The 25,930-nt window shown below is 61.1% G+C and carries 27 protein-coding genes; 11 read left to right on the top strand and 16 right to left on the bottom strand.

All coding sequences use genetic code 11. From position 1 onward, the window contains the following. Positions 1-3 precede the first annotated feature (3 nt). Complete coding sequence (locus V1T76_RS14660; RefSeq protein ID WP_330561393.1) at positions 4-1,173, bottom strand: citrate/2-methylcitrate synthase; 1,170 nt, start codon at positions 1,171-1,173, stop codon at positions 4-6. 76 nt (positions 1,174-1,249) lie between these two features. On the opposite strand from V1T76_RS14660, the gene V1T76_RS14655 reads away from it, so the two are divergent. Next, entirely contained in the window at positions 1,250-2,353 is a 1,104-nt protein-coding gene (locus tag V1T76_RS14655) for a citrate synthase/methylcitrate synthase (RefSeq protein ID WP_330561392.1), read from the top strand. A 21-nt stretch (positions 2,354-2,374) separates the two neighbouring features. Here V1T76_RS14655 and V1T76_RS14650 read toward each other — a convergent pair whose 3' ends face one another. Beyond that, complete coding sequence (locus V1T76_RS14650; protein ID WP_330561391.1) at positions 2,375-3,313, bottom strand: LysR family transcriptional regulator; 939 nt, start codon at positions 3,311-3,313, stop codon at positions 2,375-2,377. 146 nt (positions 3,314-3,459) lie between these two features. Here V1T76_RS14650 and V1T76_RS14645 point away from each other — a divergent pair, with 146 nt between their 5' ends. Genes V1T76_RS14645 through V1T76_RS14635 form a run of 3 tightly spaced genes read left to right on the top strand, consistent with a single transcriptional unit; the run spans position 3,460 to position 6,106 of the window. After that, entirely contained in the window at positions 3,460-4,635 is a 1,176-nt protein-coding gene (locus tag V1T76_RS14645) for a cytochrome P450 (RefSeq protein ID WP_330561390.1), read from the top strand. 50 nt (positions 4,636-4,685) lie between these two features. Then, positions 4,686-5,009, top strand: a complete 324-nt coding sequence (locus V1T76_RS14640; protein ID WP_330561389.1) for a 2Fe-2S iron-sulfur cluster-binding protein — start codon at positions 4,686-4,688, stop codon at positions 5,007-5,009. 29 nt (positions 5,010-5,038) lie between these two features. After that, complete coding sequence (locus V1T76_RS14635; RefSeq protein WP_330561388.1) at positions 5,039-6,106, top strand: TRAP transporter substrate-binding protein; 1,068 nt, start codon at positions 5,039-5,041, stop codon at positions 6,104-6,106. A 159-nt stretch (positions 6,107-6,265) separates the two neighbouring features. On the opposite strand, the gene V1T76_RS14630 is transcribed toward V1T76_RS14635, so the two are convergent. Continuing rightward, a complete protein-coding gene (locus tag V1T76_RS14630; RefSeq protein ID WP_330561387.1) occupies positions 6,266-7,009 on the bottom strand; it encodes a tellurite resistance TerB family protein in 744 nt (247 codons plus the stop codon). Positions 7,010-7,160: 151 nt separating this feature from the next. On the opposite strand from V1T76_RS14630, the gene V1T76_RS14625 reads away from it, so the two are divergent. Continuing rightward, on the top strand, positions 7,161-7,700 hold the full coding sequence (locus V1T76_RS14625; protein WP_330561386.1) for a hypothetical protein: 540 nt from the start codon (positions 7,161-7,163) through the stop codon (positions 7,698-7,700). A 4-nt stretch (positions 7,701-7,704) separates the two neighbouring features. Here V1T76_RS14625 and V1T76_RS14620 read toward each other — a convergent pair whose 3' ends face one another. Then, positions 7,705-8,172, bottom strand: a complete 468-nt coding sequence (locus V1T76_RS14620) for an Lrp/AsnC family transcriptional regulator (protein ID WP_006936973.1) — start codon at positions 8,170-8,172, stop codon at positions 7,705-7,707. A 127-nt stretch (positions 8,173-8,299) separates the two neighbouring features. Here V1T76_RS14620 and hppD point away from each other — a divergent pair, with 127 nt between their 5' ends. Next, the gene (hppD, locus tag V1T76_RS14615) at positions 8,300-9,412 is read left to right on the top strand and encodes a 4-hydroxyphenylpyruvate dioxygenase (RefSeq protein ID WP_330561385.1); all 1,113 of its coding nucleotides are present in this window, start codon (positions 8,300-8,302) and stop codon (positions 9,410-9,412) included. Between the two features lie 535 nt (positions 9,413-9,947). Here hppD and V1T76_RS14610 read toward each other — a convergent pair. The 4 genes from V1T76_RS14610 to rsmI form a co-directional block, all read right to left on the bottom strand. Beyond that, positions 9,948-10,277, bottom strand: a complete 330-nt coding sequence (locus V1T76_RS14610) for an antibiotic biosynthesis monooxygenase family protein (RefSeq protein WP_330561383.1) — start codon at positions 10,275-10,277, stop codon at positions 9,948-9,950. Positions 10,278-10,375: 98 nt separating this feature from the next. Next, positions 10,376-11,320, bottom strand: coding sequence for a glutathione synthase (gene gshB / locus V1T76_RS14605; RefSeq protein ID WP_023002334.1), 945 nt, complete (start codon positions 11,318-11,320; stop codon positions 10,376-10,378). Positions 11,321-11,634: 314 nt separating this feature from the next. Continuing rightward, positions 11,635-12,039 carry a YraN family protein gene (locus V1T76_RS14600; RefSeq protein WP_330561380.1) on the bottom strand — a complete coding sequence of 135 codons (405 nt, stop codon included), beginning with the start codon at positions 12,037-12,039 and terminating at the stop codon, positions 11,635-11,637. Beyond that, complete coding sequence (rsmI, locus tag V1T76_RS14595; RefSeq protein ID WP_330561378.1) at positions 12,039-12,953, bottom strand: 16S rRNA (cytidine(1402)-2'-O)-methyltransferase; 915 nt, start codon at positions 12,951-12,953, stop codon at positions 12,039-12,041. Before rsmI ends, V1T76_RS14600 begins: the two co-directional genes overlap by 1 nt. 189 nt (positions 12,954-13,142) lie before the next feature. Here rsmI and V1T76_RS14590 point away from each other — a divergent pair, with 189 nt between their 5' ends. Together V1T76_RS14590 and coaBC are read left to right on the top strand one after the other, a co-directional pair. Continuing rightward, entirely contained in the window at positions 13,143-14,366 is a 1,224-nt protein-coding gene (locus V1T76_RS14590) for a penicillin-binding protein activator (protein ID WP_330561377.1), read from the top strand. A 36-nt stretch (positions 14,367-14,402) separates the two neighbouring features. Further along, positions 14,403-15,629, top strand: a complete 1,227-nt coding sequence (coaBC, locus tag V1T76_RS14585; RefSeq protein WP_330561376.1) for a bifunctional phosphopantothenoylcysteine decarboxylase/phosphopantothenate--cysteine ligase CoaBC — start codon at positions 14,403-14,405, stop codon at positions 15,627-15,629. 136 nt (positions 15,630-15,765) lie between these two features. On the opposite strand, the gene V1T76_RS14580 is transcribed toward coaBC, so the two are convergent. The 3 genes from V1T76_RS14580 to V1T76_RS14570 form a co-directional block, all read right to left on the bottom strand. Further along, positions 15,766-16,554 (bottom strand): DODA-type extradiol aromatic ring-opening family dioxygenase, encoded by a 789-nt coding sequence (locus V1T76_RS14580; RefSeq protein ID WP_330561375.1) that lies wholly within the window; start codon positions 16,552-16,554, stop codon positions 15,766-15,768. A 236-nt stretch (positions 16,555-16,790) separates the two neighbouring features. Beyond that, on the bottom strand, positions 16,791-17,372 hold the full coding sequence (locus tag V1T76_RS14575; protein ID WP_330561374.1) for an OmpA family protein: 582 nt from the start codon (positions 17,370-17,372) through the stop codon (positions 16,791-16,793). A 22-nt stretch (positions 17,373-17,394) separates the two neighbouring features. Continuing rightward, entirely contained in the window at positions 17,395-17,814 is a 420-nt protein-coding gene (locus V1T76_RS14570) for a hypothetical protein (protein WP_330561373.1), read from the bottom strand. Between the two features lie 175 nt (positions 17,815-17,989). Here V1T76_RS14570 and dut point away from each other — a divergent pair, with 175 nt between their 5' ends. From dut to cysK, 3 genes are all read left to right on the top strand, one after another. Continuing rightward, the gene (gene dut / locus V1T76_RS14565) at positions 17,990-18,439 is read left to right on the top strand and encodes a dUTP diphosphatase (protein ID WP_330561371.1); all 450 of its coding nucleotides are present in this window, start codon (positions 17,990-17,992) and stop codon (positions 18,437-18,439) included. Further along, positions 18,436-19,095, top strand: coding sequence for an HAD family hydrolase (locus tag V1T76_RS14560; RefSeq protein WP_330561370.1), 660 nt, complete (start codon positions 18,436-18,438; stop codon positions 19,093-19,095). The genes dut and V1T76_RS14560 overlap by 4 nt, the downstream gene beginning before the upstream one ends. A gap of 144 nt (positions 19,096-19,239) precedes the next feature. After that, positions 19,240-20,199, top strand: coding sequence for a cysteine synthase A (gene cysK / locus V1T76_RS14555; RefSeq protein ID WP_330561368.1), 960 nt, complete (start codon positions 19,240-19,242; stop codon positions 20,197-20,199). 57 nt (positions 20,200-20,256) lie between these two features. On the opposite strand, the gene speB is transcribed toward cysK, so the two are convergent. From speB to V1T76_RS14530, 5 genes are all read right to left on the bottom strand, one after another. Beyond that, positions 20,257-21,216, bottom strand: coding sequence for an agmatinase (gene speB, locus V1T76_RS14550; RefSeq protein ID WP_330561366.1), 960 nt, complete (start codon positions 21,214-21,216; stop codon positions 20,257-20,259). Positions 21,217-21,527: 311 nt separating this feature from the next. Continuing rightward, entirely contained in the window at positions 21,528-22,118 is a 591-nt protein-coding gene (locus V1T76_RS14545) for a GNAT family N-acetyltransferase (protein ID WP_330561364.1), read from the bottom strand. Positions 22,119-22,125: 7 nt separating this feature from the next. Then, positions 22,126-22,443, bottom strand: coding sequence for a heavy metal-binding domain-containing protein (locus tag V1T76_RS14540; protein ID WP_006936948.1), 318 nt, complete (start codon positions 22,441-22,443; stop codon positions 22,126-22,128). An 81-nt stretch (positions 22,444-22,524) separates the two neighbouring features. Continuing rightward, positions 22,525-23,586, bottom strand: coding sequence for a histidinol-phosphate transaminase (hisC, locus tag V1T76_RS14535; protein ID WP_330561363.1), 1,062 nt, complete (start codon positions 23,584-23,586; stop codon positions 22,525-22,527). Positions 23,587-24,062: 476 nt separating this feature from the next. Then, a complete protein-coding gene (locus V1T76_RS14530) occupies positions 24,063-25,862 on the bottom strand; it encodes an NAD(P)/FAD-dependent oxidoreductase (RefSeq protein WP_330561362.1) in 1,800 nt (599 codons plus the stop codon). Positions 25,863-25,930 lie beyond the last annotated feature (68 nt).

Below are 25,930 nucleotides of genomic sequence, written 5' to 3'. Positions count from 1 at the left end.
GGCCTATTCGGGGCGTTCGCCGACGTAGGCGGCCCGTGGCCGGATCTGCTCCGGCGCGGCGTATTGCTCCAGCGCATGTGCGATCCAGCCTGTCATGCGCGCCGCACAGAAGATGATCTTTCCGGCGTCCTTGGGCAGGCCATAGGTTTTTTGCGTGGCGGCCAGGGCAAGGTCGATGTTCGGCGCTTCGCCGAACAGATCATGGGCAACCGTGATCAAACCCGGCAGCCGCTGGACGAAAGGATGCGCGGGCTCGCTGCGATAGAGGACGTCGAGCAGGCACGCGGCCCGTGGGTCAGGTCCCCGGTAGATTGTATGACCGAAGCCGGGCAGGGGCTCGCCCCGGCTCAACCGGTCAGAGAGCATGGTTTCGATGTCAGTGTCAGGGCCGACCTCCGATAGCCAGGCTGTCGTCCTGTCGGAGGCCGCCCCGTGACGCGGACCGGCAAAGGCCCCGAGGCCCGAAATCAGGGCTGCGTGCAGGGGTGCGCGGGTGGAAGCGGCGCAGCGGGTTGCAAAGGCGCTGGTGTTGAGTTCGTGGTCCGCGCACAGGATCAGCGCTGCCCGGATCACGTTCTTTGCCGAAGACGACACGCCATAGGCATTGGCGATCTGCGTGTGGATCGGGACGTCGACCGGATCTGCGTTGAGAAGCGCGGCGACCGCATAGCGCAGCAGGGCCGCGCCTTTGACCTGCAAAAGCTTGGGCGCCTGGGTGTAGGCGGCCTTGTCCTGCAGCGGCCAGGCGGCCAGCGCAACCATCAGCCTGTCCAGTGGTGCAAGACCTTTCGGCAGATCCGGCGGGGGCAGTGGTGCGCTTTCGGCAAACGGGTCTTCCTGCGAAGCCCACAGCAGTGTTGCCACGGTTTCCAGCGTCGAGGTTTGCGCGAGTTCGACCGCCGGGCGGCCGCGATAGACCGGCCCGGTTTCCGAAATCAGTGTCAATTCGGTTTCCAGCACCGGGTCGCCGGTCAGGGGGCGCGCGCCGGAATAATCATCTGCGGCCTTGCGGCCTTTCATGCGGCGCACGTCAGCCGCGTCGTAACGGCGCTGCTTGCCTGGACCGGCAACGGAGGCGATCAGCCCCCGACTGACATAGGCGTAGAGCGTGGCGGGCTGCACACCGAGTTCGGCAGCAGCTTCACGGGCGGAAAGGTAGATGGGTTTGGCCATGTATTGATTTTAATTATCAACATTGATCAACGCAATCGGTTCTTTCTATCTGAAAGTGAAAGAAAAGGAGATTGCCATGACAGAAGCGCCGAATCCCGCCCGGATGACACCGGACCCGATTGCCGGTCTGGAGGGCGTCGTAGCCGCCACCACAATGCTCAGCCATGTCGACGGCCAAAAGGGCGTCCTGATCCTCTATGGCCGCCATATCGAAGACCTGGCCGGAAAACTGAGCTTCGAGGACGCCGTCCGCCACCTGTGGCAGGAATTCGACCTGCCTCAGGCCTCTGACCTGCGCGCAGCCTTCGGGAAAGCCCGGCGAGCCGCCTTTGCCGTGATGCCGGTTCTGGAAGCCGCTCCATCCAACCTTGGCGTTTACGAGCGCATGCAGCTTGGTCTGGCCGCCTTGCCCCTGACAACCGACCTTCCCGACGCAATTGCCATCAGCGGTGCATTGCCCGTCTTCCTAGCGGCGTCTCGCCGGCTTGCTGAGGGCCTGAGCCCGATCGCACCGGACAGCACGCTGGAAACCGCAACGGACCTCTTGCGCATGCTGAGCGGAGAAATGCCCCCTGCCGCCCATGCCGCGGCGCTCAACCGCTATCTGGTGACCATCCTCGACCACGGCCTGAATGCCTCCACCTTCACGGCGCGTGTGATCGGCTCGACCCAGGCGAACCTGAAACAGGCCGTGCTGGGCGCAATGGGTGCCCTCAGCGGGCCGCTCCATGGCGGTGCGCCAGGACCGGTTCTGGACATGATCGACGCCATCGGCAGCCCGGAGTACGCCGCCGCCTGGATCGGCGAGGCACTGGCGCGCAAGGAGCGGCTGATGGGCTTTGGTCACCGGATCTACAGGACACGGGATCCGCGGGCGGATGTTCTGAAGGCTGGCCTGCGCCTGCTTGGGCCCGACAATCCGAAAGTGCGTCTGGCTGAAGAAATCGAGCAGGCGGCCCTTGCCGCCCTGAAAGCTGCCAAGCCGGACCGCCCGCTGGAAACCAATGTGGAGTTCTACACCGCGGTTCTGCTGGATGCGATCGGCATCGACCGCACCCTGTTCACGCCGCTGTTTGCCGTCGGCCGAACCCCGGGCTGGTGCGCCCATGTTCTGGAACAGCAGGAAACCGGCAAGTTGATCCGGCCGTCGTCGCATTATGTCGGGCCGATGCCTGCCTGATCGGCAGCGGCGGGGTGACTGTCACTTCGAAGCCGCGTGCCTGGAAGCCGGATCGGCCGTCTTCCGGGCACGCGCGTTCAGCCGGTACACCATCTCGCGCACCCACAGATGCAGCGGCGCACGGTGGTTGAGCGTCGTCCAGACGAGGCTGATCGTCACCGAGGTATGAACCGGGCAGGGAACCACACGAAGCCCTTCCGCAACGGACATGGACAGCCGTTCCGGCACGGTGGCGACGAGATTCGATCCCGCGACCAGACGCTCAAGTCCTGCCGGGCTCGGCACGCGCAGGGCGACTTTCAAGTCCTTGTTCATACGCTCAAGCTCGATGATGTAGCGCGACCGCCACTGACCACCGTAGGTGACAAGCACATGATCGAGATCCAGATAATCCTCCAGGCTCAGTGATGACCCGGCCTTCGGGTGTTCCGGATCGAGCAGGCAGACGTAGCGATCCTGATAGAGGTCGCGCCTGTAGAAATGCGGGTCCGAGCGCTCGAACGGACCGATCAGGAGGTCCGCCTCGTTGCGCAGCAGACGCTCATGGCCGATGCCCGACGCGTCGATGATTTCCAGATCCAGGTTCGGCGCTTCGCGTTTCAGAAAATGGACGATCTCCGGAATGATCAGCACGCGTTCATAGAAATTGCAGGCAATGGTGAAGGTCTGCGAGGCCGTTTGCGGATCAAAGTCCGGCGGAGCGGCCAGTTGCCGGAATTCCGCGGTTAGTCGCTTGGCCTGGAGAACGATGTCCTCGCAGCGCTGCGTCGGGTGCAGTCGGCGCGCCTGCCGCACGAACAGCGGATCCTGGAACACGTCCCGCAGCTTGTTGATGGTGTAGCTGACTGCCGACTGGTTGATGCCGAGCTCTTCCGCGGCCCTGGTAAACGAGCGAAGCTGATGCACCCAGACCAGTACCTGCAGGGCCCGAAAATCGACATCCAACGGATCGGCCGGCATCTGCAACTTCCCCCAGGGTTCGCAATCGCATTTCAAATCGAGGTAAAATCAAAAAATTCGATGACAACTATAAAGTCAATCGTATTGCTTGATTTTAAGCCGCCCGATTAACTTGGTGAATTGCCGGATTTGGGAGGAGATGGCAGATGGCGGTCGCACCTGTCGACGAAACGCTGACGCTTGCCGAACTGACACGCGATCCATATCCGATCTACAAGCGGATGCGGGCGGAAACGCCGATCGTGCAGGTTCCGGCGGCAAACCGTATTTTTCTCACCAAGGCCAAACACACCAAGATGGTGAAGGATGACCCCGAGCTCTACAGTTCGGACGATCCTGTCACGCCGATGCGGCGCGCCTTTCTTGCCCACACGCTGATGCGCAAGGACGGCGAGGAACACCGGCGCGAGCGCATGGCCATGCAGCCTGCCTTCTCGCCAAAGGTGATCAAGACCGACTGGGCCGATCTATACCGAAAGATTGCCGCCGAGTATCTCGACCGGCTGCCAAGAGGCGAAACGGTGGACCTTTTCACCGACCTGTGCGGACCGGTGGCAGCCCGCATCCTGGCCCATATTCTGGGCCTTGATGAAGTCAGCGACGCCGACATGCAACGCTGGTCGCAAGTGCTTATCGACGGTGCCGGCAACTTCGGCTTCGCGGACGAACCCTTCGCCCGGTCGGACGCGGCCAATGCCGAAATGGATGCGGTGTTCGACAGCCTGATCCCCCGGCACATGGCGGAACCCAACAATTCCGCCTTCTCCGTCATGCTGAACGCAAAGGATCCGATCCCCAAGAGCCAGATCTACGCCAACATCAAGATTGCCATCGGCGGCGGGATCAACGAGCCGCGCGACGCGCTGGCAACCATTATCTATGGGCTGCTGACCAACCCGGACCAGTTGGAAGAGGTCAAGCGACAGGAAGCCTGGGCCGATGCTTTCGAAGAGGGCGTCCGCTGGGTGGCACCCATCCAGGCGTCGTCCCGCCGTGCAACACGGGACCTGCAGATTGACGGTATCGACATTCCCGAAGGTGTCACGCTGATGACCATCCAGGCCTCCGCCAACCGTGACGAGGACCTTTACGAGGACGGCGAGGCCTTCAACGTGTTCCGCAAGAAGGCCCCACACCAGGCTTTCGGCAGCGGTCCGCATCATTGTGCCGGGGCGCATATCTCGCGCCGGACCGTTGGTGAAATCATGCTGCCGATGCTGTTCGAGCGCTTTCCGGGCATCGAGCTGGACCGGCCTGAAGACGTGGTCTGGAGCGGCTTCGGTTTCCGCGGTCCCTTGAACCTGCCCGTCAAACTGACCTGAGCGAACGAAACAAACCGAGCGGGACAGAACCCGCCGAAAGGGAGAACCGCATGGTGCAGATCACCTTCGTCCAGCCAGACGGCAGCCGGACGACCATCGATGCCAATGAAGGCGCCAGCGTGATGGAAGCGGCCGTCAGCAACGGGATCGACGGCATTTTTGCCGAATGCGGCGGCGCCATGATGTGCGCCACCTGCCACTGTTACGTGGATGACGAGTGGCGCGACAAGACAGGCGACCGCGCGGACGGTGAAGACATCATGCTGGAATGCGCGGCAGCCGAATTGCGCGAGACGTCGCGCCTGTCCTGCCAGATCAGGCTTGCCGGTGCCCTCGACGGGCTGGTGGTGCATCTGCCGGACGAGCAGGCCTGAGGGAACCATTTCGATCAAGGGAGGAAGTCATGTCTAAATACCGGACCATAAGGTCGATGGCCGCAGGCGCGGTCACCGTTGGTGCACTTGCCGTCACGGCGCTGTCGCTGACGGTCAGTGCCGGCCCTGCCGCGGCGGCGGAGGTCACACTGCGGCTGCACCAGATGCTGCCGGCGCAAGCCAGCGTGCCAAAGAACATCCTCGAACCGTGGATGGCCAAGATCGAGGAAGAATCGAACGGGCGGATTGAGTTTCAGCATTTCCCGGCCATGCAGCTTGGCGGCAAGCCGCCAGAACTGGTCGATCAGGCCATTGACGGCATTGCGGACATCGTCTGGACCTTGCCGGGGTACACGCCGGGCCGCTTTCCGAGAACGGAAGTCTTCGAGCTTCCCTTCGTCATGACCAATGCCGAAGCCGTGTCGCGCGCCTTCTGGCAACTGGCGGAAGAAACCATGCTGGACCAGGACTTCAAGGACATGAAGGTTTTGGGGCTCTGGGTGCATGGGCCCGGGCTGATCCATTCCAAGGATCCGATCGATTCCCTCGACGATCTGAACGGTGTGAAGTTGCGGGCACCGACGCGCGTGACCAACGAAATGTTCAGCTCACTCGGCGCGACACCTGTCGGCATGCCTGTTCCGGCGGTTCCCGAAGCGCTGTCCAAGGGCGTTATCGACGCCACCGTGGTGCCGTGGGAGGTCACCGGCGCGCTCAAGATCAACGAGCTTGTCAACAATCACACCGATTTCGGGGATGACTCGCTTTATACGGCAACCTTCGTGCTGGGCATGAACAAAGCTGCCTACGACGGGCTTCCCGACGACCTGAAGGCGATCATCGACAAGAACTCCGGTCTGGAACTCTCCGGCTTTGCCGGTGGTCAGATGCAGCGAGACGACGCCAAGCCCCGCGATGACGCCATCGAGAAAGGGGCGAACATCATCGTTCTTTCTCCGGAAGAAGTGGCCCGCTGGAAGGAAGCCTCGGCGCCGACGATTGAAAAATGGGTTGCCGAGATGGACGAAAAAGGCATGGACGGCACCGGTCTTTACAAGCGCGCCGTCGAGCTGATCGAAGAAAACACAGGAAAATAGCCGGTCCGGGAGGCGCGCGGCCTCCCCACAAGGCTGCGTGTTTTCTGGCTCGTACCATCAATGCATCCTCAAGGACTGCAAGGTATTTGCCGGTTATTCAGGGCGTCCCGTGACCAAAGATCCCGGGACGCCCTATTTGATTATCCACCGTGGTGCCGGTCAGCCCGCCATCTGCGCTTCACGAACGGCATATTCGATTTCCTCGACCAGGCCGTCTTCCAGGTCAAGCCGGGCTGCAAGCATCTGCAGATAAGCCTTTTCAGCCGGATGATCCGGATCGATGGCCAGACGCGAGGCGGCATAGATTTCAGCCGCGGTCTCCGGGCAGGTTGCACCGGCAACCACCTTGTCCAGATCGAGCGGTGAGCGCAGCTCGTCCATCAGAAAGGCTTTCGCCTCGCTGTCCAGTCCGGCCTCGTCGATCTTTTCGAATATCCGGTCCTGTTCGTCCCGGTCGATATGACCGTCAGCCTTTGCGGCGGAGATCATTGCCGTCAGGAGTGTCACAGCCGCCTGATTTTCGCCGCCCGGCTGCTCGCGCGGATCAAAAGCCGTGCCGCGCGGGGCCTCCAACGGGATCGGCTCATCGGCCGGATACTGCGGGCGCGGTGCGTTCTGCTGATTGGCCTTGTGACCCTGGTAGGCCTTGTAGGCAAGGCCGGCAACCAGGGCCAGACCGCCATAGGTCACAGCCTTCTTGCCCAGTTTGCGGCCGCTTTTGCTGCCGAGCATGAGGCCGGCCAGGCTGCCGAGCGCCAGTCCACCTCCCTGGGACGACAGAAAATCCTTGCCCTGGGAGAGAAGGTCACCCGACCCGCCTTTCCCGGCGGCACCGCGTTGTCCGGACTGGCCACCGCTCTGGGTGCCCAGAAACTGATCCAGCAAGGATTTTGCATCGAACATTTTCGGCTCCTTAAAATTGCCGCGTGGAGCGGCTTAAATCACATTCGCCTTATCAAATGGGATTTTCTGCAAGGGACGCAAGTTTGCGTTACACTCCGTCACACTTCTCCGATCCGCAACGCTTTTCATCCTGGCAACAGCGAGGAAAATCTTGAACTTCCTCACCTCAATCCGCAGTCTTTCCCTGCTATGCTGCTTCATCGCCGGGACGCTGGGGAGCGGCGCAGCGCACGCCCTGTCGCTGAATGACGAGGCCGATACCTACCGCAAGATCTGGCAGGACGATCTGCTGAAGGCTTATTCGCGCGCACTGGGCGATGCCGGCGAAAGCACGACCGGCAATCTTTATGCCTTCAACATCAAGGGCTGTTCGCGCGAGGACACTCCCGGAACGCTGCTTTATATCCACGCCGTCCAGGACCGTGGCCAGCCGCGCGGCAACGAGTTTCCGACCTATGTCTTCACATCCGGAACACGGCAGGACAAACCGGACCTGGCATTCAAGACCTATGCCGGTAAGCGCATTTACCTGTCCGACACGATCACCTGCGAGCCCGAACAATGCCTGTTATCCGGCAAGACCGGGTTTTCCGATGTCTGCCTGGCGGACCCTTACGGCAACCCGGCACCGGACCTCAAAGGCCTGCGCAAGGATTTCTGGACCGATCTCATGGGCTGGCTCGGGCTTTAGCCGGTCACTTCAGCGGCAGCAGATTGTCGTCTTTCAGCGTTTCCATGGCGATTGAAGAACGCACATGATGAACCGCCTCCTGGGGCAGCAGTTCGTCGTTGATGATGTGGCTGAGCGCCTTCAGGTCCGGCACCACGATCTTCAGCATGTAATCGACGTCGCCGGTCAGCGTGTGGGCCTCCTGCACTTCCGGCATGGCTGTCACCATGTTGCGGAACTTGCGGGCGTTTTCCCTGGAATGCGCGCCAAGGGTCACGCCGACATAGGCCGTCACCATCAACCCCAGGGCTTCCGGGTCCAGTGCCGCCCGGTAGCGGCGGATGATACCCGCTTCTTCCAGCTTCTGCCGGCGCCGTGAGACCTGGCTTGCAGACAGGCCGATTACCTCGCCCAGCTCGGCATTGGTCAGGGCGGCGTTGTTCTGCAAAGCGGCGAGCAGCTTCACATCAAAGCCATCCAGTGCATTTGTCATGCGCCTCTCCAAATTATCTCGCATGTTTCGTGCATCATCTTACGCGAAAACACCTGGTTTGCACACACACTGCGCAAGCTCCACGGCATTCTGAAGGCAATGACCCGTTCAGCCGAGGAGGACACTCATGGGACCGTTCCCGCACGACGCGCCACCTGCACAAATCACGTCTGACAACCCGGCCGGCACCGATGGCTTCGAATTTGTCGAATTCGCCCATCCGGAGCCGGAAAAGCTGGACGAATTGTTCCGCAAGATGGGCTACCTGCCGGTCGCAAAGCACAAGAGCAAAAACATCACGCTCTATCGCCAGGGCGATGTCACCTATGTGCTGAATGCCGAACCGGGCAGTTTCGGCATGACGTTCGTCGATACGCATGGCCCCTGCGCTCCGGCCATGGCCTGGCGCGTCGTTGACGCGCAAAAGGCGTTCGATCATGCGGTTGCCAAAGGCGCGACACCTTATGAAGGCGACGACAAGACCCTGGACGTTCCGGCAATCGTTGGCATCGGCGGCTCGCTGCTTTACTTCGTCGACACCTATGGCGACAAAGGCTCGGCCTATTCAGACGAGTTCAACTGGCTGGGCGAGGTCGATCCGAAGCCGCAGGGCGTCGGCTTCTATTATCTCGACCACCTGACCCACAACGTCTATCGCGGCAACATGGACAAGTGGTGGGATTTCTACCGCGACCTGTTCAACTTCAAGCAGATCCACTTCTTCGACATCGACGGCCGGATCACCGGCCTTGTCAGCCGCGCGATTACCAGTCCCTGCGGCAAGATCCGCATTCCACTGAACGAGTCCAAGGACGACACCAGCCAGATCGAAGAATATCTGAAGAAGTACAACGGCGAAGGCATCCAGCACATCGCGGTCGGCACCGACAATATCTACGAGAGCACGGATCTTCTGGCAGACAACGGTCTGAAGTTCATGCCCGGCCCGCCGGAGACCTATTACGAGATGTCCTACGACCGGGTGAACGGCCACGACGAGCCGATCGAACGGATGAAACGTCACGGTATCCTGATCGACGGGGAAGGTGTCATCGACGGCGGCATGACCAAGATCCTGCTGCAGATTTTCTCGAAGACCGTCATCGGTCCGATCTTTTTCGAATTCATCCAGCGCAAGGGTGACGAGGGCTTCGGTGAAGGCAACTTCCGAGCCCTGTTCGAGTCTATCGAGGAAGATCAGATCCGCCGCGGAGTCATCAAGACCGAAGCTGCAGAATAGCCTCCCTTTCAGGTTGCACTAGACTGGCCGCGGTCTTTCGGGAGCGCGGCCTTTTTCTTGCGCGATTGCCGCTAGGTCACTTGCTTGACCCCCCCCATTTGGGGGCCTTTCCGGGCTTGCCATTGCCGCGCAATTGAACCCGGTCGCCAGCTTATGGAACGATATCTCCTTGAACGGGCTCAAAAATTCGTCTCGTGGATTCTGCCGTTGGCTCGCGAAAAATATCGATCCTTCCAATATTTTTTCATAAAAAATTTTAAGGCCACCAGCCGGAATTAACTATTTTATTTCAAAGCGATAACGACACTCTAAAGTAGAAGCTCGAAAAAATATTCAAGCAAAATGCACTTTCATCAGGAACGATTCTATAGGGGACGGGTTCTACTTACAGAGGCTGCCGAGTAGGCCCTCTGTTGCATTGTCTAAGCACGAACTCTTTATACCTCCGCACCCCCATGCGGAGGTTTTTTTTGCCCGCTCGCAGGCAACAGGCGTGTGCTCCGCCCTTTGGTTTCCCGCTCGCGCCTGTCCGGCATCAGACTGCGTTCATGTTCGCCATGTCGGCTTTCGCACCGATTTGCTGCAGGAAGGCCTGCGGGTCGAATGCCGACTTGCGATATTCATCCGCTATCCGGGCCTTCGCCGCCAGAAAAACCTCTTCGCTCTGCCATTCGACAAAGGTGACGAATGTTGCCGTCCCTTCTCGGCAAGGCTGCTCAAGCACGAGGTTCTGGCGGCAGCCTTCGATGTTCTGCAACAGTCCACGAATGACATTGAGCCGTTCCAGCAAAACGTCTCGCGCCTCAAGCGGCACTTCAAAGCGATCAACGCGGTATATGGGCCGGGAGTCCGTGTCTGATGTCATGCTGTTTCTCCTTGAGATCTGAAAGGAGAAACAGCTCTACAACCTCAACTTAAATTGAGGTCAAGCGGATATTCAGGCACGGCTTGTGGCACGGGCTGTCAGCCCTTCACCTTCGCTTCCAGCACGTCCCAGACCATGCCTGCCACGTCAGGGCCGCCGAGATTGCGGATGGCGCGAATGCCCGTGGGGGCGGTGACGTTGATTTCCGTCAGGTTGCCGTCGATGACGTCGATCCCGACCAGGATCAGGCCCTTTTCCTTGAGCGACGGTCCGAGACGGGCGCAGATTTCGCGTTCGCGCTCGGTCAGCTCACTGTCGGTCGGCGCGCCGCCGCGCACCATGTTGGAACGCAGGTCGCCAGCGGCGGGAACACGGTTGACCGCACCGGCGAACTGGCCGTCGACCAGCAGGATGCGCTTGTCGCCGTGCTTCACATTGGGCAGGAACTGCTGGATGACCCAGGGCTCGCGGAAGGTCGCGGCAAAGAAATCATATAGAGAACCGTAGTTGAGATCGTCCTGGGTGATACGGAAGACGGCCGCGCCGCCATGGCCGAACAGCGGCTTCATGACGATGTCGCCGTATTCCTTCCGGAACAGATCGATCTCCGACTTGTCTTTTGTGATCAGGGTCGGCGGCATCAGGTCGGCAAATTCGGTCACGAACAGCTTTTCGGGTGCGTTGCGCACCGCTGCCGGGTCGTTGACCACCAATGTGTCCGGATGGATCTTTTCCAGAATGTGGGTCGCGGCAATGTACGAGAGGTCGAACGGCGGATCCTGGCGCATCAGCACCACGTCCATCTCGCGCATGTTGAAGCGGCTCTTTTCGCCCAACGTGAAGTGATCGCCCTTCACATCGCGCACTTCAATCGGCTCCAGCGCGCAGAACACCTCGTCGCCGCGCATCGCCAGGCGGTCGGGCGTGTAGTGATAGAGTTCATGTCCGCGAGACTGCGCTTCCAGCATCATTGCGAAGGCGCTGTCGCCGGCAATGTTGATGGACGAAACATGGTCCATCTGGACCGCAACTTTCAAAGCCATGAGGCAACTCCCGGCGGGCGGCGCTGCTCCAGCGCCTTTGGGATTTCAGAACGATTGGTCCAGATATGCGGTGCGAGGTCGGCTTTGTCCAGAGGGGGCGGGCAGAAGGGTTCGGAGATCGTTTCACCTTCATTCCCCAGGCAAATGTAAATGGCCAAGTTTCTCAATAAAACCCGGCGTCACCTCGGGCGAGCGACGGTAGACCCCGAGCGACACCGAATGTGACGGTACGAACAGTCGCCAACACAGCGCGCGTTGCCGGGTTCCGATACTCCAGCCATTACTCAACGCATTCCTGGGACCAACGCTCCAAACTATTCCCAGGCGTGAAACGCGTTCACGATGCGCTCCGGCAAGGCGCGGGGCCGGACGACGATGATATCGAAGCGCAGGGTGTAAAAGCCAGCCTTGGGGTGTTCCGCAACGAAGATCTTCGCGGCTCGGGTGATGCGTTTCTGGCTGGCGGGCGTAACGGCTTCCAGCGCGGCCTGCCGAGACTTGCGGGCTTTCACCTCGATGAAGGCGACCGTCTTGCGGCGTTTGGCGATGAGATCGATCTCGCCGGCCTTTGTCTTGTAGCGACGCTTGAGAATGCGCCAGCCGGTGAGGCGCAGGTACCAGGCGGCAAGAGTCTCGGCGGAAAGGCCCAAAGCGTGCGCCCGGCGGCGCCGGTCCGTTTCTGCAGGCAACTTTTCGGAACCGCCCGGGGCGCGTGCCATCAGGCTTCTTCCGCTTTCAGTTCGAGCGCGCGCTTGTAAACCTCGTTGCGGTCAAGCCCCGTCGCCTTGGAGATCTTTTTCGCAGCGGCACTGACTGGCATCTCGGTGAGGGCCTCGCTCAACAAGGCGTCCAGATCGTCCGCCTCGGCCTCGGGCCTGTCTTCCGGCGGGCCGACCAGAATGACGATCTCGCCCTTGACCTGCTGGCCGTCAAAGCGGGCACTCAGCTCTTCCAGCGTGCCACGCTCGAAGGTCTCGAAACGCTTGGTCAGCTCCCGCGCGACGACGGCTTCCCGGTCGGCTCCGAGCAGCTCGGCCATCAGCGCCAAGGTGGCGGCGGTGCGGTGGGGAGATTCAAAGAAAACCAGTGTTGCCGGCACCTTGGCCAGGTCTTGCAGCCGCCGGGACTTCGGCCCACCCTTTTGCGGCAGAAAGCCAGCAAAGAGCACCGTGTCGCTCGGCAGGCCTGCCGCCACAAGCCCGGCCAGAGGCGCCGAAGCGCCGGGGATCGGGATGACCTTATAGCCTTCTGCGACCACATTACGCACCAGCCGGTATCCCGGGTCGGAGACCAGCGGCGTTCCCGCGTCGGACACCAGCGCCACGGCACGGCCATCGGCCAGGGCTTCCAGGATCTTCGGCCGCTGCTTGTCGGCGTTGTGCTCGTGATAGGGAAGAAGAGGCGTTTTGAGTGAAAACCGCTGGGTGAGCGTTGCCGTGACCCGTGTATCCTCGCAAGCGATAACGCTTGCCGCTGCAAGGGTTTCCAGCGCCCGGACGGTGATGTCGCCGAGATTGCCGATGGGCGTCGAGACGATATAAAGTGCCGGCTCCAGATTGGGCGCGGTGAAGACATGTTCGGAGAGGCTGTAGCGGTTCCTGTCCGCAGCCGGCCCGGCTGTTTCCTTGACCATGTCGCCTTCCCTTTTGTCTGCCGCGAATTGCCGTTTCGGTCCCGCTTACGCCCTTGCGCTAGCCTTTCAGTACAACCGATGCAAGGCAAATCCACCGTTGATCGGGCTGATATGCCATTGAAAGGCCACTAAATCTTTACAGGCCTGTAGCGAATACGTAAGTCTTTCCCAAAGGGTGAACCAACAAATATGGCAAGTGCAAGACGGGGCGACATCGTGCAACAGCACAGACGTGTTTTCTTGAAAACGGCGCTGGCTGGAGCCAGCACGATGCTGCTGGGCGGCTGCATGGGGTCCACACTCGGCTCGCTTCCGGGTGATCAGATCCAGCCCACGCCCCAGCCGCAACCGACCGGCGAAATCATCGGCACGGGCGGGGTCCGCATCGGACTGCTGCTGCCGCTGGCAAGCTCAGGCGGCAATGCATCCATCGGCACGGTTTTCAAGAATTCCGCCTCACTGGCCCTGCAGAACTTCCCGAGCGCGGATGTGCAATTGCTGGTGAAGGATACCGGCGGCACGGCCGAAGGTGGACGCGCGGCAGCGCAGGCGGCCATTTCGGAAGGCGCGGAACTGATCCTGGGTCCCGTGTTCTCCCCCGCAGTCTCCGGCGCGGCCCAGGCCGCGCGAGCCACAGGCGTTCCCGTCATCGCGTTTTCGACAGACACATCTGTTGCGTCCCGGGGCGTTTATCTGCTCAGCTTCCTGCCTGAAAGCGACGTGAAACGGGTTGTCGGCTATGCCAACAGCCAGAAGAGACATTCCTACACGGCGCTGATCCCCGAAGGCTCCTACGGCGCCATCGTCGAGGCCGCGTTCCGCCAGGAAGTCGGCCGGGGCGGCGGCCGGATCGCGTCGATCCAGCGCTATTCCATGAACGGTTCGGACACGTCCGATCTCGTCGCCAAGACAGCCGCACTCAAATCCGTGCTGAACAATGCCGACGCCCTGTTCGTTCCGGCTGGTGGCGCCGTGCCTGCGGCGGTCGTGCAGACCCTGGTCAGCCAGGGCGCCAATATGGGCAATGTGAAACTGCTTGGCACCGGACAGTGGGATTCACCCCAGGTGAAGAACAACCCGGTGCTTGCCGGTGCCTGGTTTGCCGGACCGGAAGACAAAGGCTTTCTGGCGTTCGCCCAACGGTACCAGAGCACATACGGCGCCGTGCCGCCGCGCAACGCCAGCCTGGTGTATGACGGCGTCACCCTGGCTGCCGGCCTGATCCGCTCCGCCGGGCAGCAGCGGTTCCAGCAGAGCATCATCACCAATCGTGACGGCTTCATCGGCATTGACGGATTGTTCCGCTTCCAATCCAATGGCCTCAACCAGCGGGGCCTTGCCGTCTATCAGATTACCGGGCAGGGCACACAGGTGATTTCTCCGGCGCCGCGGGATTTCCGCACCGGATTCTGATCTTTTCCGCCGACACCCTAGGAGTGCTGAGTTAAGATGCTGAGCGGCAAACAGATCGTCCTGATCATCAGTGGCGGCATCGCCGCCTACAAGTCTCTCGACCTGATCCGGAGGCTGAAGGAACGCGGCGCACGGGTGATCCCGGTGATGACCAAGGGCGCGCAGGAATTCATCACGCCGTTGGCTGCCGGTGCCCTGGCGGCGGAACCCGTCTTCACCGATCTGTTCGACCGGCAGGCCGAACACGATGTCGGCCACATCCGCCTGGCCCGCGACCACGACCTGATCCTGATTGCCCCCGCCACTGCCGATCTGATGGCCAAGATGGCCCACGGCATCGCTGACGACCTGGCGACCGCCGTGCTTCTGGCAACCGACAAGCCCGTGCTGATTGCTCCTGCCATGAACCCGAAGATGTGGCAGCACGAGGCCACGAAGCGCAACCGGACAATTCTCAAGGCGCGCGGCATTGCCTTTTGCGGCCCGGCAGCCGGCGAGATGGCGGAAAAGGGCGAGGCCGGTACCGGCCGGATGAGCGAACCGCAGGAGATCGTTGCCGCCGCCGAGGCGGTGCTGCGGGATGAGGCGATCAAGGCGGGCAGCCTGCCGCTTGCCGGAAAGCATGTTCTGATCACTTCCGGCCCGACCCATGAGCCGATTGACCCCGTCCGCTATATCGCCAACCGGTCTTCCGGAAAGCAGGGCCACGCGCTGGCAAGGGCCGCCTATGAGGCCGGGGCGCGTGTGACGCTGGTGTCCGGCCCGGTGACCCTGCCGGACCCGGCCAATGTCACCGTCATCCACGTCGAATCAGCGTCCGCGATGCTGAAGGCGGTTGAAAGCAACCTGCCGGCGGATATCGCCATCATGGCAGCGGCCGTCGCCGACTGGCGTGTTGCCTGCGAGGGTGCCCAGAAGATCAAGAAGGACGGCAGTGGCAAGCCGCCCGCGCTGGAGCTGACGGAGAACCCGGACATTCTGGCAACCGTCGGCCATCACGCTGAGCTGAGACCGACGTTGCTGATCGGCTTTGCCGCCGAAACGCAGAACCTGATCGACAACGCCCGTGGCAAGCTGGAACGCAAGAAGGCGGACTGGATCATCGCGAACGACGTCAGCCCGCAGACCGGTATTATGGGCGGCGACGCCAACACCATCCGCGTCGTCAGCCGTGACGGCGTCGAAGACTGGCCGGAACTGGACAAGGGCGAGGTTGCCCGCCGGATCATCGCCCGCGCAGCCGAGACGCTCGGCTCGGACTGACCCGGTTCAGACAATTCAACAAAAGAGCCAGGGTGAAGGACCGGTGCTTTTGCCCGGCAGACTTTCTGCTTTGCTTCACCGAAAGCGTTCTGCAGGCCTTAGCCCCTGCCAGAACAGGGGCGGTCGATAGGCATTGTCAGGCCGCGAAGCGGAAGTAGCTCATGCTGAGGGAGCCATACTCGTAGCTTCTATGGAGAAGCTGGGCCTTTGCGTCCATTCCACCGGCACCAAAGGCAAAGAACAGTGGCAGAAGGTGCTCGTCCGTCGGGTGGTTGCGGCGAAAATTGGGAGCGCTCCCGATATCGTTGAAATATCCGATCGATCCGGACTCCAGTCCGGTATCCAACCATCGGTCGAAATCCACGGCCCAATCCGGCGTTACTGAGCCCTGCGGTCCGATTTCACGCAGGTTATGCGTGGTGCTGCCGGAGCCTGCCAGCAACACACCCTTGTCCTTGAGCGGCGCTAGTGCCTGGCCGAGGGCATAAACGGATGCAGGCGTGCTGCCATCGGGCAGCGACATGGCGATCACCGGAATGTCCGCATCCGGATAGGCGAGCGACAGCGGCACCCAGGCACCGTGATCCAGCCCCCAGTGGCTGTCGAGTTCCACATCGTATCCGGCAGCTTCCAGGAGGCGCGCGGCTTCGTCGACGTGATCCACATCGGCGTTTGCGGGATAGGAGATTTCATAGAGAGGACGCGGGAAGCCGCGGAAGTCATGATAGGTCCGCAGCGGCCCTGGGGCCGAGAGTTTCAGACCATCAGTTTCCCAATGCGCGGAGAGGATCAGGATTGCCTTCGGGCGCGGCTGGCTGGCGGCAAAACTTTTCAAAAACCGGCTGGCAGCCGTGTCTTCCAGTGCCAGGGTTGGCGCGCCATGGGCGAAGAAGACAGGCGAGATGCTGCTTGGCGTAGCCGTCATGGGAGCACTCCTCGGTAGGATTGGTTGTCCCTTGGAGGATAAGCCTTTCGGCCAGAAGGATTAGACCAGAAACAAAAGAAGGCTCGTTCAACTCATGTAAACAATCCGCTTTTCCGGATCCAACTGTTCAGGCATGCCGCTTCCGCGAAGGGAAGCGGCATGCCTGTTTCCGGTCCGGCTTTGAGGCAGGTTTCAAGCAAGCTTTGAGGTCACTTCTGAACCCGCCTGCTGGCCGGTTACCTGTAACCCAGGTTGATGAGCTGGACGCGGCGGTTGACGGCTGCATCCGGATTGGACGGATCGCGCAGCTGCTCCTCACCGAGACCGACGGCAAAAAGATATTCACCCGGAACGCGGAAGGTGGTCACCAGCGCCTCACGCACGGCCTGTGCCCGCTTCAGCGAGAGTTCCAGATTGTATTCACGCGCACCCTTGGCGTCCGTATGACCGACGATGAAGAAGGTCTGACCCTGCAGATAAGGGGTGTGCAGGGCGTCCGCGATCAGGCCCACGGTCTCATAGGATTCCGGACGAATGCGGGCGCTGTCGAAATCGAAGGTGATTTCCACGTTGAACTGGCGCAGGGAGGCCAGCTTGTCAGCAAGCGGCAGGGTGTTGGGCGCATTCGCGCCCGGATATTTCTGGATGTTCTCCAGCGCGGCCTGCTGCAGTTCATCGGCCGTCAGGTCAACCTTCTGCTGCGCCCCTTGCAGGGAGTTGATGATTTCATTGCGGCTCAGCTTGGTCTGGGCGGCAAGGCCAGAAGCGGACACCGCAAGAAAGGCAGCCGATAAACCGGCCAGAAGCAACTTGTTCATGAAAATATCTCCCGGTGCCGAGTTAGCGGTATCCGGCCAGGTCGATGGCCGTGTTGCATTTTTCGCTGACGGAGGGTTGGGCCTTGAGCAGGCAGCGCAGCAGGTGACCGGCGCCGGCCTTGACGCCCTTGCAATATTGCGCGGCGTCCCGCTGGCACAGTTTGGGCGCTTCCGCCTGAGCAGCCAGCCGAGCCTGAATCAGTGAAATCACGACCAGACGGTCCGAATTGCATTTTGCCGAAAGCTTGGACTGGTTCTTTTCAAGACACTGGGTGATGCCGTTGTTCGCGAGTGTCGCGGACTTGCAATAGGATTCGATGTCCTTGCCACAGCTTGCAGCCAGGATCTTGATGGCGTCGGCATAGCCGACCGTCTGGGCGAAGGCTGCCGGTGCCGCAACCAGCATCAGTCCGGTGGTAAATGCAAAAATCAATCGTCTCATGTTGCCACTCTCCCAATCGCTGGCAAGTTACGATGCGTTAGAGTGTTTCAGTTGCGGATTACGACTGCAAGTAGATATCTGATTTTTATGCGAAGTTCCGTGTCCGCTCGCCAGCCTTGACAGGGACCGGCGAATATCGTCACTCGCCAGCAACACTCACTGCCGGACACTTTCGATGCCTGTTACCCTGCAACTGAAGCGACTGGAGCATGGTCGCGATCTGCCACTGCCCACCTATCAGTCGGTCCTGGCCGCCGGGCTTGATCTTCTGGCCGCCGTCGACGGCCCGATAACCCTCGCACCCGGTGCCCGCGCCCTGGTGCCGACAGGTCTCGCCATGGCCCTGCCCGCTGGCTATGAAGCCCAGGTCCGCCCGCGTTCCGGCCTTGCCGCCAAGCACGGTGTCACCGTTCTGAACACGCCCGGCACAATCGATGCGGACTACCGGGGTGAGGTGAAGGTGATCCTGATCAACCTCGGCGAGGACCCTTTTAAGATTTCACGCGGAGACCGGATCGCCCAGATGGTGATTGCACCCGTGCTGCAAGCGGACCTCGTTGAAGTCGAGGTTCTCCCGGAAACCGAACGCGGCACCGGCGGCTTCGGTTCGACGGGCCGCTCATGATGATGAGCCTCGTCATATTCGATTGCGACGGCGTGCTTGTCGACACCGAACGCGTGACCAACGCCAATATGGCCGCGATCGTTACCGAACTTGGCGTTCCGATGACCGGGCCGGACTGCCAGCGCCGGTTCATGGGCCGGACACTGGAAGACGTCCAGTCAATGATCGAGGACTTGACCGGCAAGGTGCTGCCTGCTGACTGGCCAGACCAGGTGCGGCTGCGCGACCTTGAGAGCTTCAAGGCCGGTGTTCCGGCGATTGAAGGCGTTGCCGATGTGCTGGATGACCTTGACCGGCGCGGCGTTGCCTATTGCGTCGGCTCTTCCGGCAAATACCAGAAGATGCGCACGACGCTCGGCAGCTCCGGTCTGCTGCCCCGGCTGGAAGGCCGGCTCTTTTCCGCGCAGGACTGCGAGCGTGGCAAACCTGCGCCGGACGTGTTTCTGCTGGCGGCGCGCACCATGGGCCACGCACCGGAAGCCTGTACTGTGATCGAAGACAGCCTGCCCGGCGTTCTGGCGGCCCGGGCAGCCGGCATGCGCGTTTATGCCTTTGTCGAGGATCCGACCTGCGACCGCAAGGCGATGCAGGATGCGGGGGCTATCCTGTTCGAGGCGATGGCGGATCTGCCGGACATGCTCTTTTCCAAGAGCTGAAGCTTTTCTGGAAAAAGGTTCTACCGGCAGGTTCGCAAAGGCGCTTTCGGACCCTTATAACTTGTCGGAACCCGTACTATCTTATCGCAAGAATAGTGGAACGATGCCGGCGGAAGAAGATCCGGCCAACCTGGGAGACCTGCCATGACGATCAAGACCAGCGGTCGCGGAAAAATCTATTCCTCCATCACCGAGACCATCGGCGATACACCGATCGTCCGGCTGGACCGGCTGGCGAAGGCGCATGGGGTCAAGGGCAATCTCCTGGCGAAGCTGGAATTCTTCAACCCGATTTCCAGCGTCAAGGACCGGATCGGTGTTGCCATGATCGAGGCAATGGAAAAGGCTGGCCAGATCGTGCCGGGCAAGACAACGCTTGTTGAGCCGACCTCCGGCAACACCGGCATTGCGCTGGCGTTTGTCGCCGCCGCCAAGGGCTACCGGCTTATTCTGGTGATGCCGGAAACCATGTCCGTGGAACGCCGCAAGATGTTCAAGATCCTGGGTGCGGAACTGGAACTGACCGAAGGGCCGAAAGGCATGAAGGGCGCCATCGCCCGCGCCGAGGAACTGATCAGCGAAATCGACGGTGCGGTGATGCCGCAGCAGTTTGAAAACGCAGCCAACCCGGAAATTCACCGCAACACCACCGCCGAAGAAATCTGGAACGACACCGATGGCGCCGTGGACGTGTTCGTCTCCGGCATCGGCACCGGCGGCACCATCACCGGTGTTTCCCAGGTGCTCAAAGACCGCAAGCCTGGCATTCATGTGGTTGCCGTAGAACCGGCCGACAGCCCGATCCTGTCTGGTGGAGAGCCCGGCCCGCACAAGATCCAGGGCATCGGCGCGGGTTTCGTGCCGGGCGTGCTGGACACCTCCGTCTACGATGAAGTTCAGACGGTCGCCAACGAAGACGCCTTTGCCATGGCGCGCGAAGTGGCCAAGACGGAAGGCGTGCCGGTGGGCATTTCCTCCGGCGCCGCACTCACGGCCGCTATCCGCGTCGGTCAGCGCGAAGGCATGGAAGGCAAGAACATCGTGGTGATCATCCCGTCCTTTGCCGAGCGTTACCTCTCCACTGCGCTGTTCGAAGGCCTCTGAGCGCCCTATCCCGCATTTTCACCCCGCCGGCTGCAGCAAACCCGCCGGCGGGGTTTTTCATGCCTTGCGGTGATGCAGGACCCTGCCGATGGTGTTCATCAGAACCTGTGCGGCGAGAATGCTTGTGGAGCCCGTCGGGTCGTAGTCCGGCGCGACCTCCACCAGATCGATGCCGACGATGTCCCCCTGCCTTGCCAGACCATCGAGCAGCTCCAGCACTTCATAATAGAGAAATCCGCCGTGACTTGGCGTGCCCGTGCCCGGTGCGATGGACGGGTCGAAAGCGTCGATATCAAGTGTCAGGTAATAGCGTTTACCAGCCGGTATCCGCGCCAGAAGGGCCTCGGTGCCAAGCTTGCGGGCGTGGCGCACGGACAGAATGTCCGAGCCCATCCGGCGGGCGTCTTCATAGCCATCGCGCGAGGTGGAGGACACATTCCGGATGCCGATCTGGGTCAGGCCGGTGACATAAGGCTTTTCCGCCGCGCGGCGCATCGGGTTGCCATGGCCGTAGCGAACGCCATGACGTTCGTCGACGAAATCCAGATGCGCATCGATCTGAACAACGTGGATCGGGTCCTGGCCGTCAAAGGCGTTGATGCAGGGAATGTTGACCGAATGATCGCCGCCCAGCACCACAGGCAAGGCGCCAGCCTCCAGGATCTTGCGCACGCCATATTCGATACGCTTATGGCTTTCGATCGTATCCGTATGCACGATATCGGCATCGCCCAGATCGACAATGCGGGTCGTTTCCGCCGGCAGATAGGTGATGTCGTCCTCGAAATCATAAGCACCCGCATGGCCAAAGGAAAACAGCGTCGAAGCCTCCCGGATCGCGCGCGGGCCCATGCGTGCGCCCGACCGCCACTGGGTACCGAAATCGAACGGCGCGCCCAGAACAGCGACATCCGCATCGATGGCGTCCCAGTCCGGCTGATAGGGAGACTTACCGAAAGTGCAGATGCCGACAAAGGGCAGGTTCAACCGCCCGCTTTCATAACCGTGTGAGGACATTCAAAGGCTCCTGTTGGGGTCCGGCCGACTAGAGCATCATTGTGGGAGAGGGGAAAGAGCGGGTTGAGGCTAACAAATAAAACGACTGCCTCTCTTGTGGAGCCAAGACATCTGCGGAACGCCCTGGTGTCACCCCGTGCGAACGAAGTGAGACCCGGGGCCTGCTCATGCCCGGAGCGCGGAGTTCGAAGCACTCGCCTTGCCAAATCATCCCGGCGTCAGCACGCGGTTGCGCGCGTGGACCCCGGACCTGCGCTTCGCTAGTCCGGGGTGACACTGTGCGGATCTGGCTCTGAACCTGGCTGAACTGCCTAAACCTGCTTCTCCATGCGTGTCGCGGAGGAAAAGCCGAACAGGAGTTCAAGAAACCCTGTCTTTTCCTCTCCAACCGCCGTGAAGCCCGAGCGCTCGTAAAGAGCCTTTGCCCTGGGGTTGGTATCAATCACGTCCAGTCGCACGCGGGAGAGCGACCGCCTGCGCGCTTCTTCGGCGATGGCGTTCAGCAAGGTGCCGCCGATACCTCGGCCGCGGGCGCTTTCGGCAACAAAGATACCGTCCATCAGCAGGCAGTCCGGCTCGATCTTTCGTTCCAGAACCTCCACAAAGACACCGCGGAGCAGGCCGCCGCACTGGCCGTAGACAGCCGTCATGTCGTCAAGGTTGCCGGCGGCAAACGAACCGTCGGCAGTCTTGTAGCCGGCCAGACCCAGAAGCTGGCCTTCCCGGTCGAGGGCGCTGATGGCAAAGGCCGGATCGAGAATGCGCTCGATCAGCCGGAGCGCCTTTTCCTTCGGAGCCAGCACTTTGCCGAGCTTGCCGGAAAAGGCTTCCCAGAACAGGCGGGCAGCAGCCGGCCGCTGGTCCTCCGGGAACCCGGAAGAGATGAGAATGTCGGGCGGCATGGCAGGATCAGCGGATGAAGACTGCGGTCCCGGTGGCGCTGACCATCAGCATGGAGCCGTTCTGACCGACGGTTTCATAGTCGAGATCGACGCCGATCACAGCATTGGCGCCCATGCCCTGAGCCTGCTGGCACATTTCGTCGATGGCAATCTTGCGCGCCTTGCCGAGTTCTTCCTCGTAAGCGCCGGAGCGGCCACCGACAATGTCGCGAATGCCGGCAAAGAAGTCCTTGAAGATGTTCGCGCCGAGGATCGCCTCGCCCGTCACCAGACCCTTGTAGTCCAGATCCCTGCCCTGAATGGTGTTGGTAGTGGTGACCAGCATGCGGTGTCTCCCTTTTGAACCGATGTTCGAGACATGGGTTCGTCCTCGTGGATTTGCAAGAAACAGCGGGACTGGAAGCTTTTAGCCGGCAACAAGCCTTGCCATCACCCGCAGCAGCGCCTCGCCTTCTTCTTCCGTACCGACGGAAATGCGCAGCCAGTTGTCGATGCGGTCCTTGTTGAAGTGGCGGACCAGAATGCCTTCGTCCCTGAGCCCGGTCAGGAGCTCCCGCGCGGCGCGTGTTTCGTGCGACACGAACAGGAAGTTGGCCGCCGAAGGCAACACCTTGAAGCCGAGAGAACGTAGCCCGTCCGCCATCCTCTGCCGCTCCGCGATCACCAGGCGCCGAGTTTCCTCGAACCAGTCCGTGTCCTGCCAGGACGCTTCGGCACCGGCAAGCGCCAGACGGTCGAGCGGGTAGGAATTGAAGCTGTCCTTGATCCGCTGCAGGGCTTCGATCAGGTGCGGCTGGCCAAGAGCGAACCCGACGCGCAGCCCTGCAAGGCCGCGCGATTTGGAAAAGGTCTGGACCACCAGAAGATTGTCGAATTCGGAAACCAGACCAGCGGCACTCTCGGCGCCGAAATCGACATAGGCTTCGTCGACCAGCACGACTACATCCGGATTTTGTTCCAGAACGCTCCGCACCGTCGCAAGATCAAGGGCAATACCGGTCGGCGCGTTCGGATTGGCAAGCACGATGCCGCCGCAAGGCCCGCAGAGGCTGGCCGGATCGATCCGGAAATAGCCGTCGAGCGCAACAGTCCGGTGAGAAATGCCGAAAAGCGCGCAATAGGTCTTGTAGAAACTGTAGGTGATATCGGGGAACAGCAGCTCGTCCTTGCCGCTGAAAAAGCCATGGAAGGCATGAGCCAGGATTTCGTCCGAGCCATTCCCGGCAAAGACATGATCCGAGCTCAAGCCGAAGCTGGCGGCGATCGTTGCCCGCAAGGCAGCGGCGGTGGGATCCGGATAAAGCCTCAGGCTGTCTTCTGTTGCCGCACGGATGGCCCCGAGCGCAATCGGCGAGGGGCCGAAGGGGTGCTCGTTGGTGTTCAGCTTGATAAAGCTGCGGTCCTTCGGCTGCTCGCCCGGCGTATAGGGCACCAGTTTGCTGACGATGGGGCTCCAGAACCTGCTCATGGACCGTATCCTGACGGAAATTGCTGCGATTTTTCGCACAATAGGCGCCAGGCCTCTCCGGTCAAAGGGATTTTGGCATTGCTCCTGTCCGGTGTTGCCGATGTTCTGAGACGCACAAAGACCGGTCCACATGGGGCAGGAAAGTTTCAGGCTTTCGGTGGGGCAGGGAGGGCGCTGTTCCAGGGGCTCTCCGTGCAAAGGGAATGGTGGCCGCTTTCAAAGCAATTCTGTCACCAACATCACCATCCTCACCAATGTCATCCCGGCCAAGCGAAGCGCGAGCTGGGATCGGGGGGCCGGAACGTCTCGATATGAACGCCAACCTGTTGCAGCCACCCGTTGGCGGTTCCCCGGTCCCGGATCTTCGCTGCGCTACGTCCGGGATGACGATGGTGAGGGGGTGGTGAAGACGGAAAAAGCCGGGGAGACATTTTCCTCGGCTCTTCCATTTGGTCAGGTCCTGTCCGCGTTTCCGGTCAGGACAGGTGATGCACCTGCTGAAGGCCGTAGACCGGCGTCGGCAAGCCTTCCATCCGCGCTTTCAACTGAAGTGCCAGATACTGGGAATAGTGGCGGGACTGGTGCAGGTTGCCGCCGTGAAACCAGAGCGCTTCCTGCTGGGTCGGCTTCCACATGTTGCGCTGTTCGCCTTCCCAGGGGCCGGGGTCCTTGGTGGTGTCCGAGCCAAGCCCCCAGACCTTGCCGACCTTGTCGGCCATCTCCTGACCCATCAGATCGGCGACCCAGCCGTTCATCGACCCATAGCCGGTGGCATAGACGATCAGATCCGCTTCCAGCTTCGTGCCATCGTCCAGAATGACGCCGTCTTCAACGATTTCAGACACCTGACCGCGCTTCAGCTTGACCTCGCCGTCGATGATCAACTGGCTCGCACCGATATCAATGTAGTAGCCGGAGCCCCTGCGCAGATATTTCATGAAGAGGCCGCTTTCATCGTCGCCCCAGTCCAGCCAGAACCCGGCTTTCTCCAGCCCTTCATAGAAGTCCGCATCGCGCTTTTTCATCTCCGCGTAAGCGGGGATCTGGAACTCATGCATGATCCTGTAGGGCAGCGAGGCGAAGATGAGATCCGCCTTTTCCGTCGTCACGCCGGAGCGAACCGCCTCTTCGGAATAAAGCGCGCCGAGGCCGACGTCCATCAAGGTGTCGGAGCGCACGATATGGGTGGAGGACCGCTGCACCATGGTGACGTCGACGTCGTTTTCCCAAAGCGCCGCGCAGATGTCGTGTGCCGAATTGTTGGACCCGACCACAACCGCCTTCTTGCCGCGATACCTGTCCGGCCCCGGATGTTTGGACGAATGGTGCTGATCGCCCTTGAAGGTGTCCATGCCCGGGAAGTTCGGCACATTCGCCTTGCCCGACATGCCGGTTGCCATGACAAGCTGTTTCGGCTTCAGCACCACTTCTTCGCCGTCGCGATCCACGACGACGGTCCATTCCTTCTTCGCCTCATCATAGGTGGCCGATTTGGCGACGGTGTTGGTCCAGTAGTTCAGCTCCATCACCTTCGTGTACATCTCCAGCCAGTCGCCGATCTTGTCCTTGGGGCTGAAGATGGGCCAGTTTTCCGGAAACTTGATGTATGGCAGGTGGTCGTACCAGACGGGATCATGCAGGCAGAGGGACTTGTAGCGGTTGCGCCAGCTGTCGCCGGGCCGCGCGTTCTTTTCCACGATGATGGTCGGCACGCCGAGTTGCCGCAGGCGCGCGCCAAGCGCGATGCCGCCCTGTCCGCCACCGATGATCAGGCAATAGGGCTGGGTCTTGTAACCGAGTTCCGCAAGTTCGCGCTCGCGCTCCTCCTTCCAGCTGGTGCGGTGCTTGCTGGCACCGTGCTTGGCCCCCAGCGGCCGGTTGAACCCCTTCGGCTCCTCATGGCCTTTGAGCTCCGACATGGTGGTCAGCAGGGTCCAGATCTTGCCGCCCTTCAGCCGGATCAGGCCGAAGCAGCGAGCCCGTTCCGTATCGAACTGGATCCAGGCGGTGACGACATCACCCTCCTTCGTCGGGATCTCGCCTTCAGCGATCCGCCAGTTGCCAGGCCCGGTAGACGCCAGCTGTTTCTCCAGCATGTCGCGGACCTGATCCTTGCCCTCGACGGTCTTGATGTTCCAGGTAAAGGCTATCAGGTCGCGCCAGTAGCAGTCGTCCAGAAACATGTCTGTTGCCGCATCGATCTTGCCGTCTTCCAGCGCCTTGCCGAAGGTGTTGAGAAAAGTCTCGGTCTCGTGGACCAATGGTTTGTCGAGCATTCCAGTTCCTCCCTGTTTATGGAGGAAACAATGCAGAGCGACCCTGCGTTTTTCCATGGAACGCGCAT

Origin of the sequence: Roseibium sp. FZY0029, from assembly GCF_036350355.1 — a bacterium.
Classification (GTDB): domain Bacteria; phylum Pseudomonadota; class Alphaproteobacteria; order Rhizobiales; family Stappiaceae; genus Roseibium.
The sequence above is the reverse complement of the archived record's forward strand: the minus strand, read 5'-3'. Positions and strand labels throughout refer to the sequence as shown.

Coding starts and splice junctions, on each gene's coding strand:
- V1T76_RS14660 (WP_330561393.1), bottom strand. CDS start 1,173: ATGGCCAAACCCATCTACCTTTCCGCCCGTGAAGCTGCTGCCGAACTC.
- V1T76_RS14655 (WP_330561392.1), top strand. CDS start 1,250: ATGACAGAAGCGCCGAATCCCGCCCGGATGACACCGGACCCGATTGCC.
- V1T76_RS14650 (WP_330561391.1), bottom strand. CDS start 3,313: ATGCCGGCCGATCCGTTGGATGTCGATTTTCGGGCCCTGCAGGTACTG.
- V1T76_RS14645 (WP_330561390.1), top strand. CDS start 3,460: ATGGCGGTCGCACCTGTCGACGAAACGCTGACGCTTGCCGAACTGACA.
- V1T76_RS14640 (WP_330561389.1), top strand. CDS start 4,686: ATGGTGCAGATCACCTTCGTCCAGCCAGACGGCAGCCGGACGACCATC.
- V1T76_RS14635 (WP_330561388.1), top strand. CDS start 5,039: ATGTCTAAATACCGGACCATAAGGTCGATGGCCGCAGGCGCGGTCACC.
- V1T76_RS14630 (WP_330561387.1), bottom strand. CDS start 7,009: ATGTTCGATGCAAAATCCTTGCTGGATCAGTTTCTGGGCACCCAGAGC.
- V1T76_RS14620 (WP_006936973.1), bottom strand. CDS start 8,172: ATGACAAATGCACTGGATGGCTTTGATGTGAAGCTGCTCGCCGCTTTG.
- hppD (WP_330561385.1), top strand. CDS start 8,300: ATGGGACCGTTCCCGCACGACGCGCCACCTGCACAAATCACGTCTGAC.
- V1T76_RS14610 (WP_330561383.1), bottom strand. CDS start 10,277: ATGACATCAGACACGGACTCCCGGCCCATATACCGCGTTGATCGCTTT.
- gshB (WP_023002334.1), bottom strand. CDS start 11,320: ATGGCTTTGAAAGTTGCGGTCCAGATGGACCATGTTTCGTCCATCAAC.
- V1T76_RS14600 (WP_330561380.1), bottom strand. CDS start 12,039: ATGGCACGCGCCCCGGGCGGTTCCGAAAAGTTGCCTGCAGAAACGGAC.
- rsmI (WP_330561378.1), bottom strand. CDS start 12,953: ATGGTCAAGGAAACAGCCGGGCCGGCTGCGGACAGGAACCGCTACAGC.
- V1T76_RS14590 (WP_330561377.1), top strand. CDS start 13,143: ATGGCAAGTGCAAGACGGGGCGACATCGTGCAACAGCACAGACGTGTT.
- coaBC (WP_330561376.1), top strand. CDS start 14,403: ATGCTGAGCGGCAAACAGATCGTCCTGATCATCAGTGGCGGCATCGCC.
- V1T76_RS14580 (WP_330561375.1), bottom strand. CDS start 16,554: ATGACGGCTACGCCAAGCAGCATCTCGCCTGTCTTCTTCGCCCATGGC.
- V1T76_RS14575 (WP_330561374.1), bottom strand. CDS start 17,372: ATGAACAAGTTGCTTCTGGCCGGTTTATCGGCTGCCTTTCTTGCGGTG.
- V1T76_RS14570 (WP_330561373.1), bottom strand. CDS start 17,814: ATGAGACGATTGATTTTTGCATTTACCACCGGACTGATGCTGGTTGCG.
- dut (WP_330561371.1), top strand. CDS start 17,990: ATGCCTGTTACCCTGCAACTGAAGCGACTGGAGCATGGTCGCGATCTG.
- V1T76_RS14560 (WP_330561370.1), top strand. CDS start 18,436: ATGATGATGAGCCTCGTCATATTCGATTGCGACGGCGTGCTTGTCGAC.
- cysK (WP_330561368.1), top strand. CDS start 19,240: ATGACGATCAAGACCAGCGGTCGCGGAAAAATCTATTCCTCCATCACC.
- speB (WP_330561366.1), bottom strand. CDS start 21,216: ATGTCCTCACACGGTTATGAAAGCGGGCGGTTGAACCTGCCCTTTGTC.
- V1T76_RS14545 (WP_330561364.1), bottom strand. CDS start 22,118: ATGCCGCCCGACATTCTCATCTCTTCCGGGTTCCCGGAGGACCAGCGG.
- V1T76_RS14540 (WP_006936948.1), bottom strand. CDS start 22,443: ATGCTGGTCACCACTACCAACACCATTCAGGGCAGGGATCTGGACTAC.
- hisC (WP_330561363.1), bottom strand. CDS start 23,586: ATGAGCAGGTTCTGGAGCCCCATCGTCAGCAAACTGGTGCCCTATACG.
- V1T76_RS14530 (WP_330561362.1), bottom strand. CDS start 25,862: ATGCTCGACAAACCATTGGTCCACGAGACCGAGACTTTTCTCAACACC.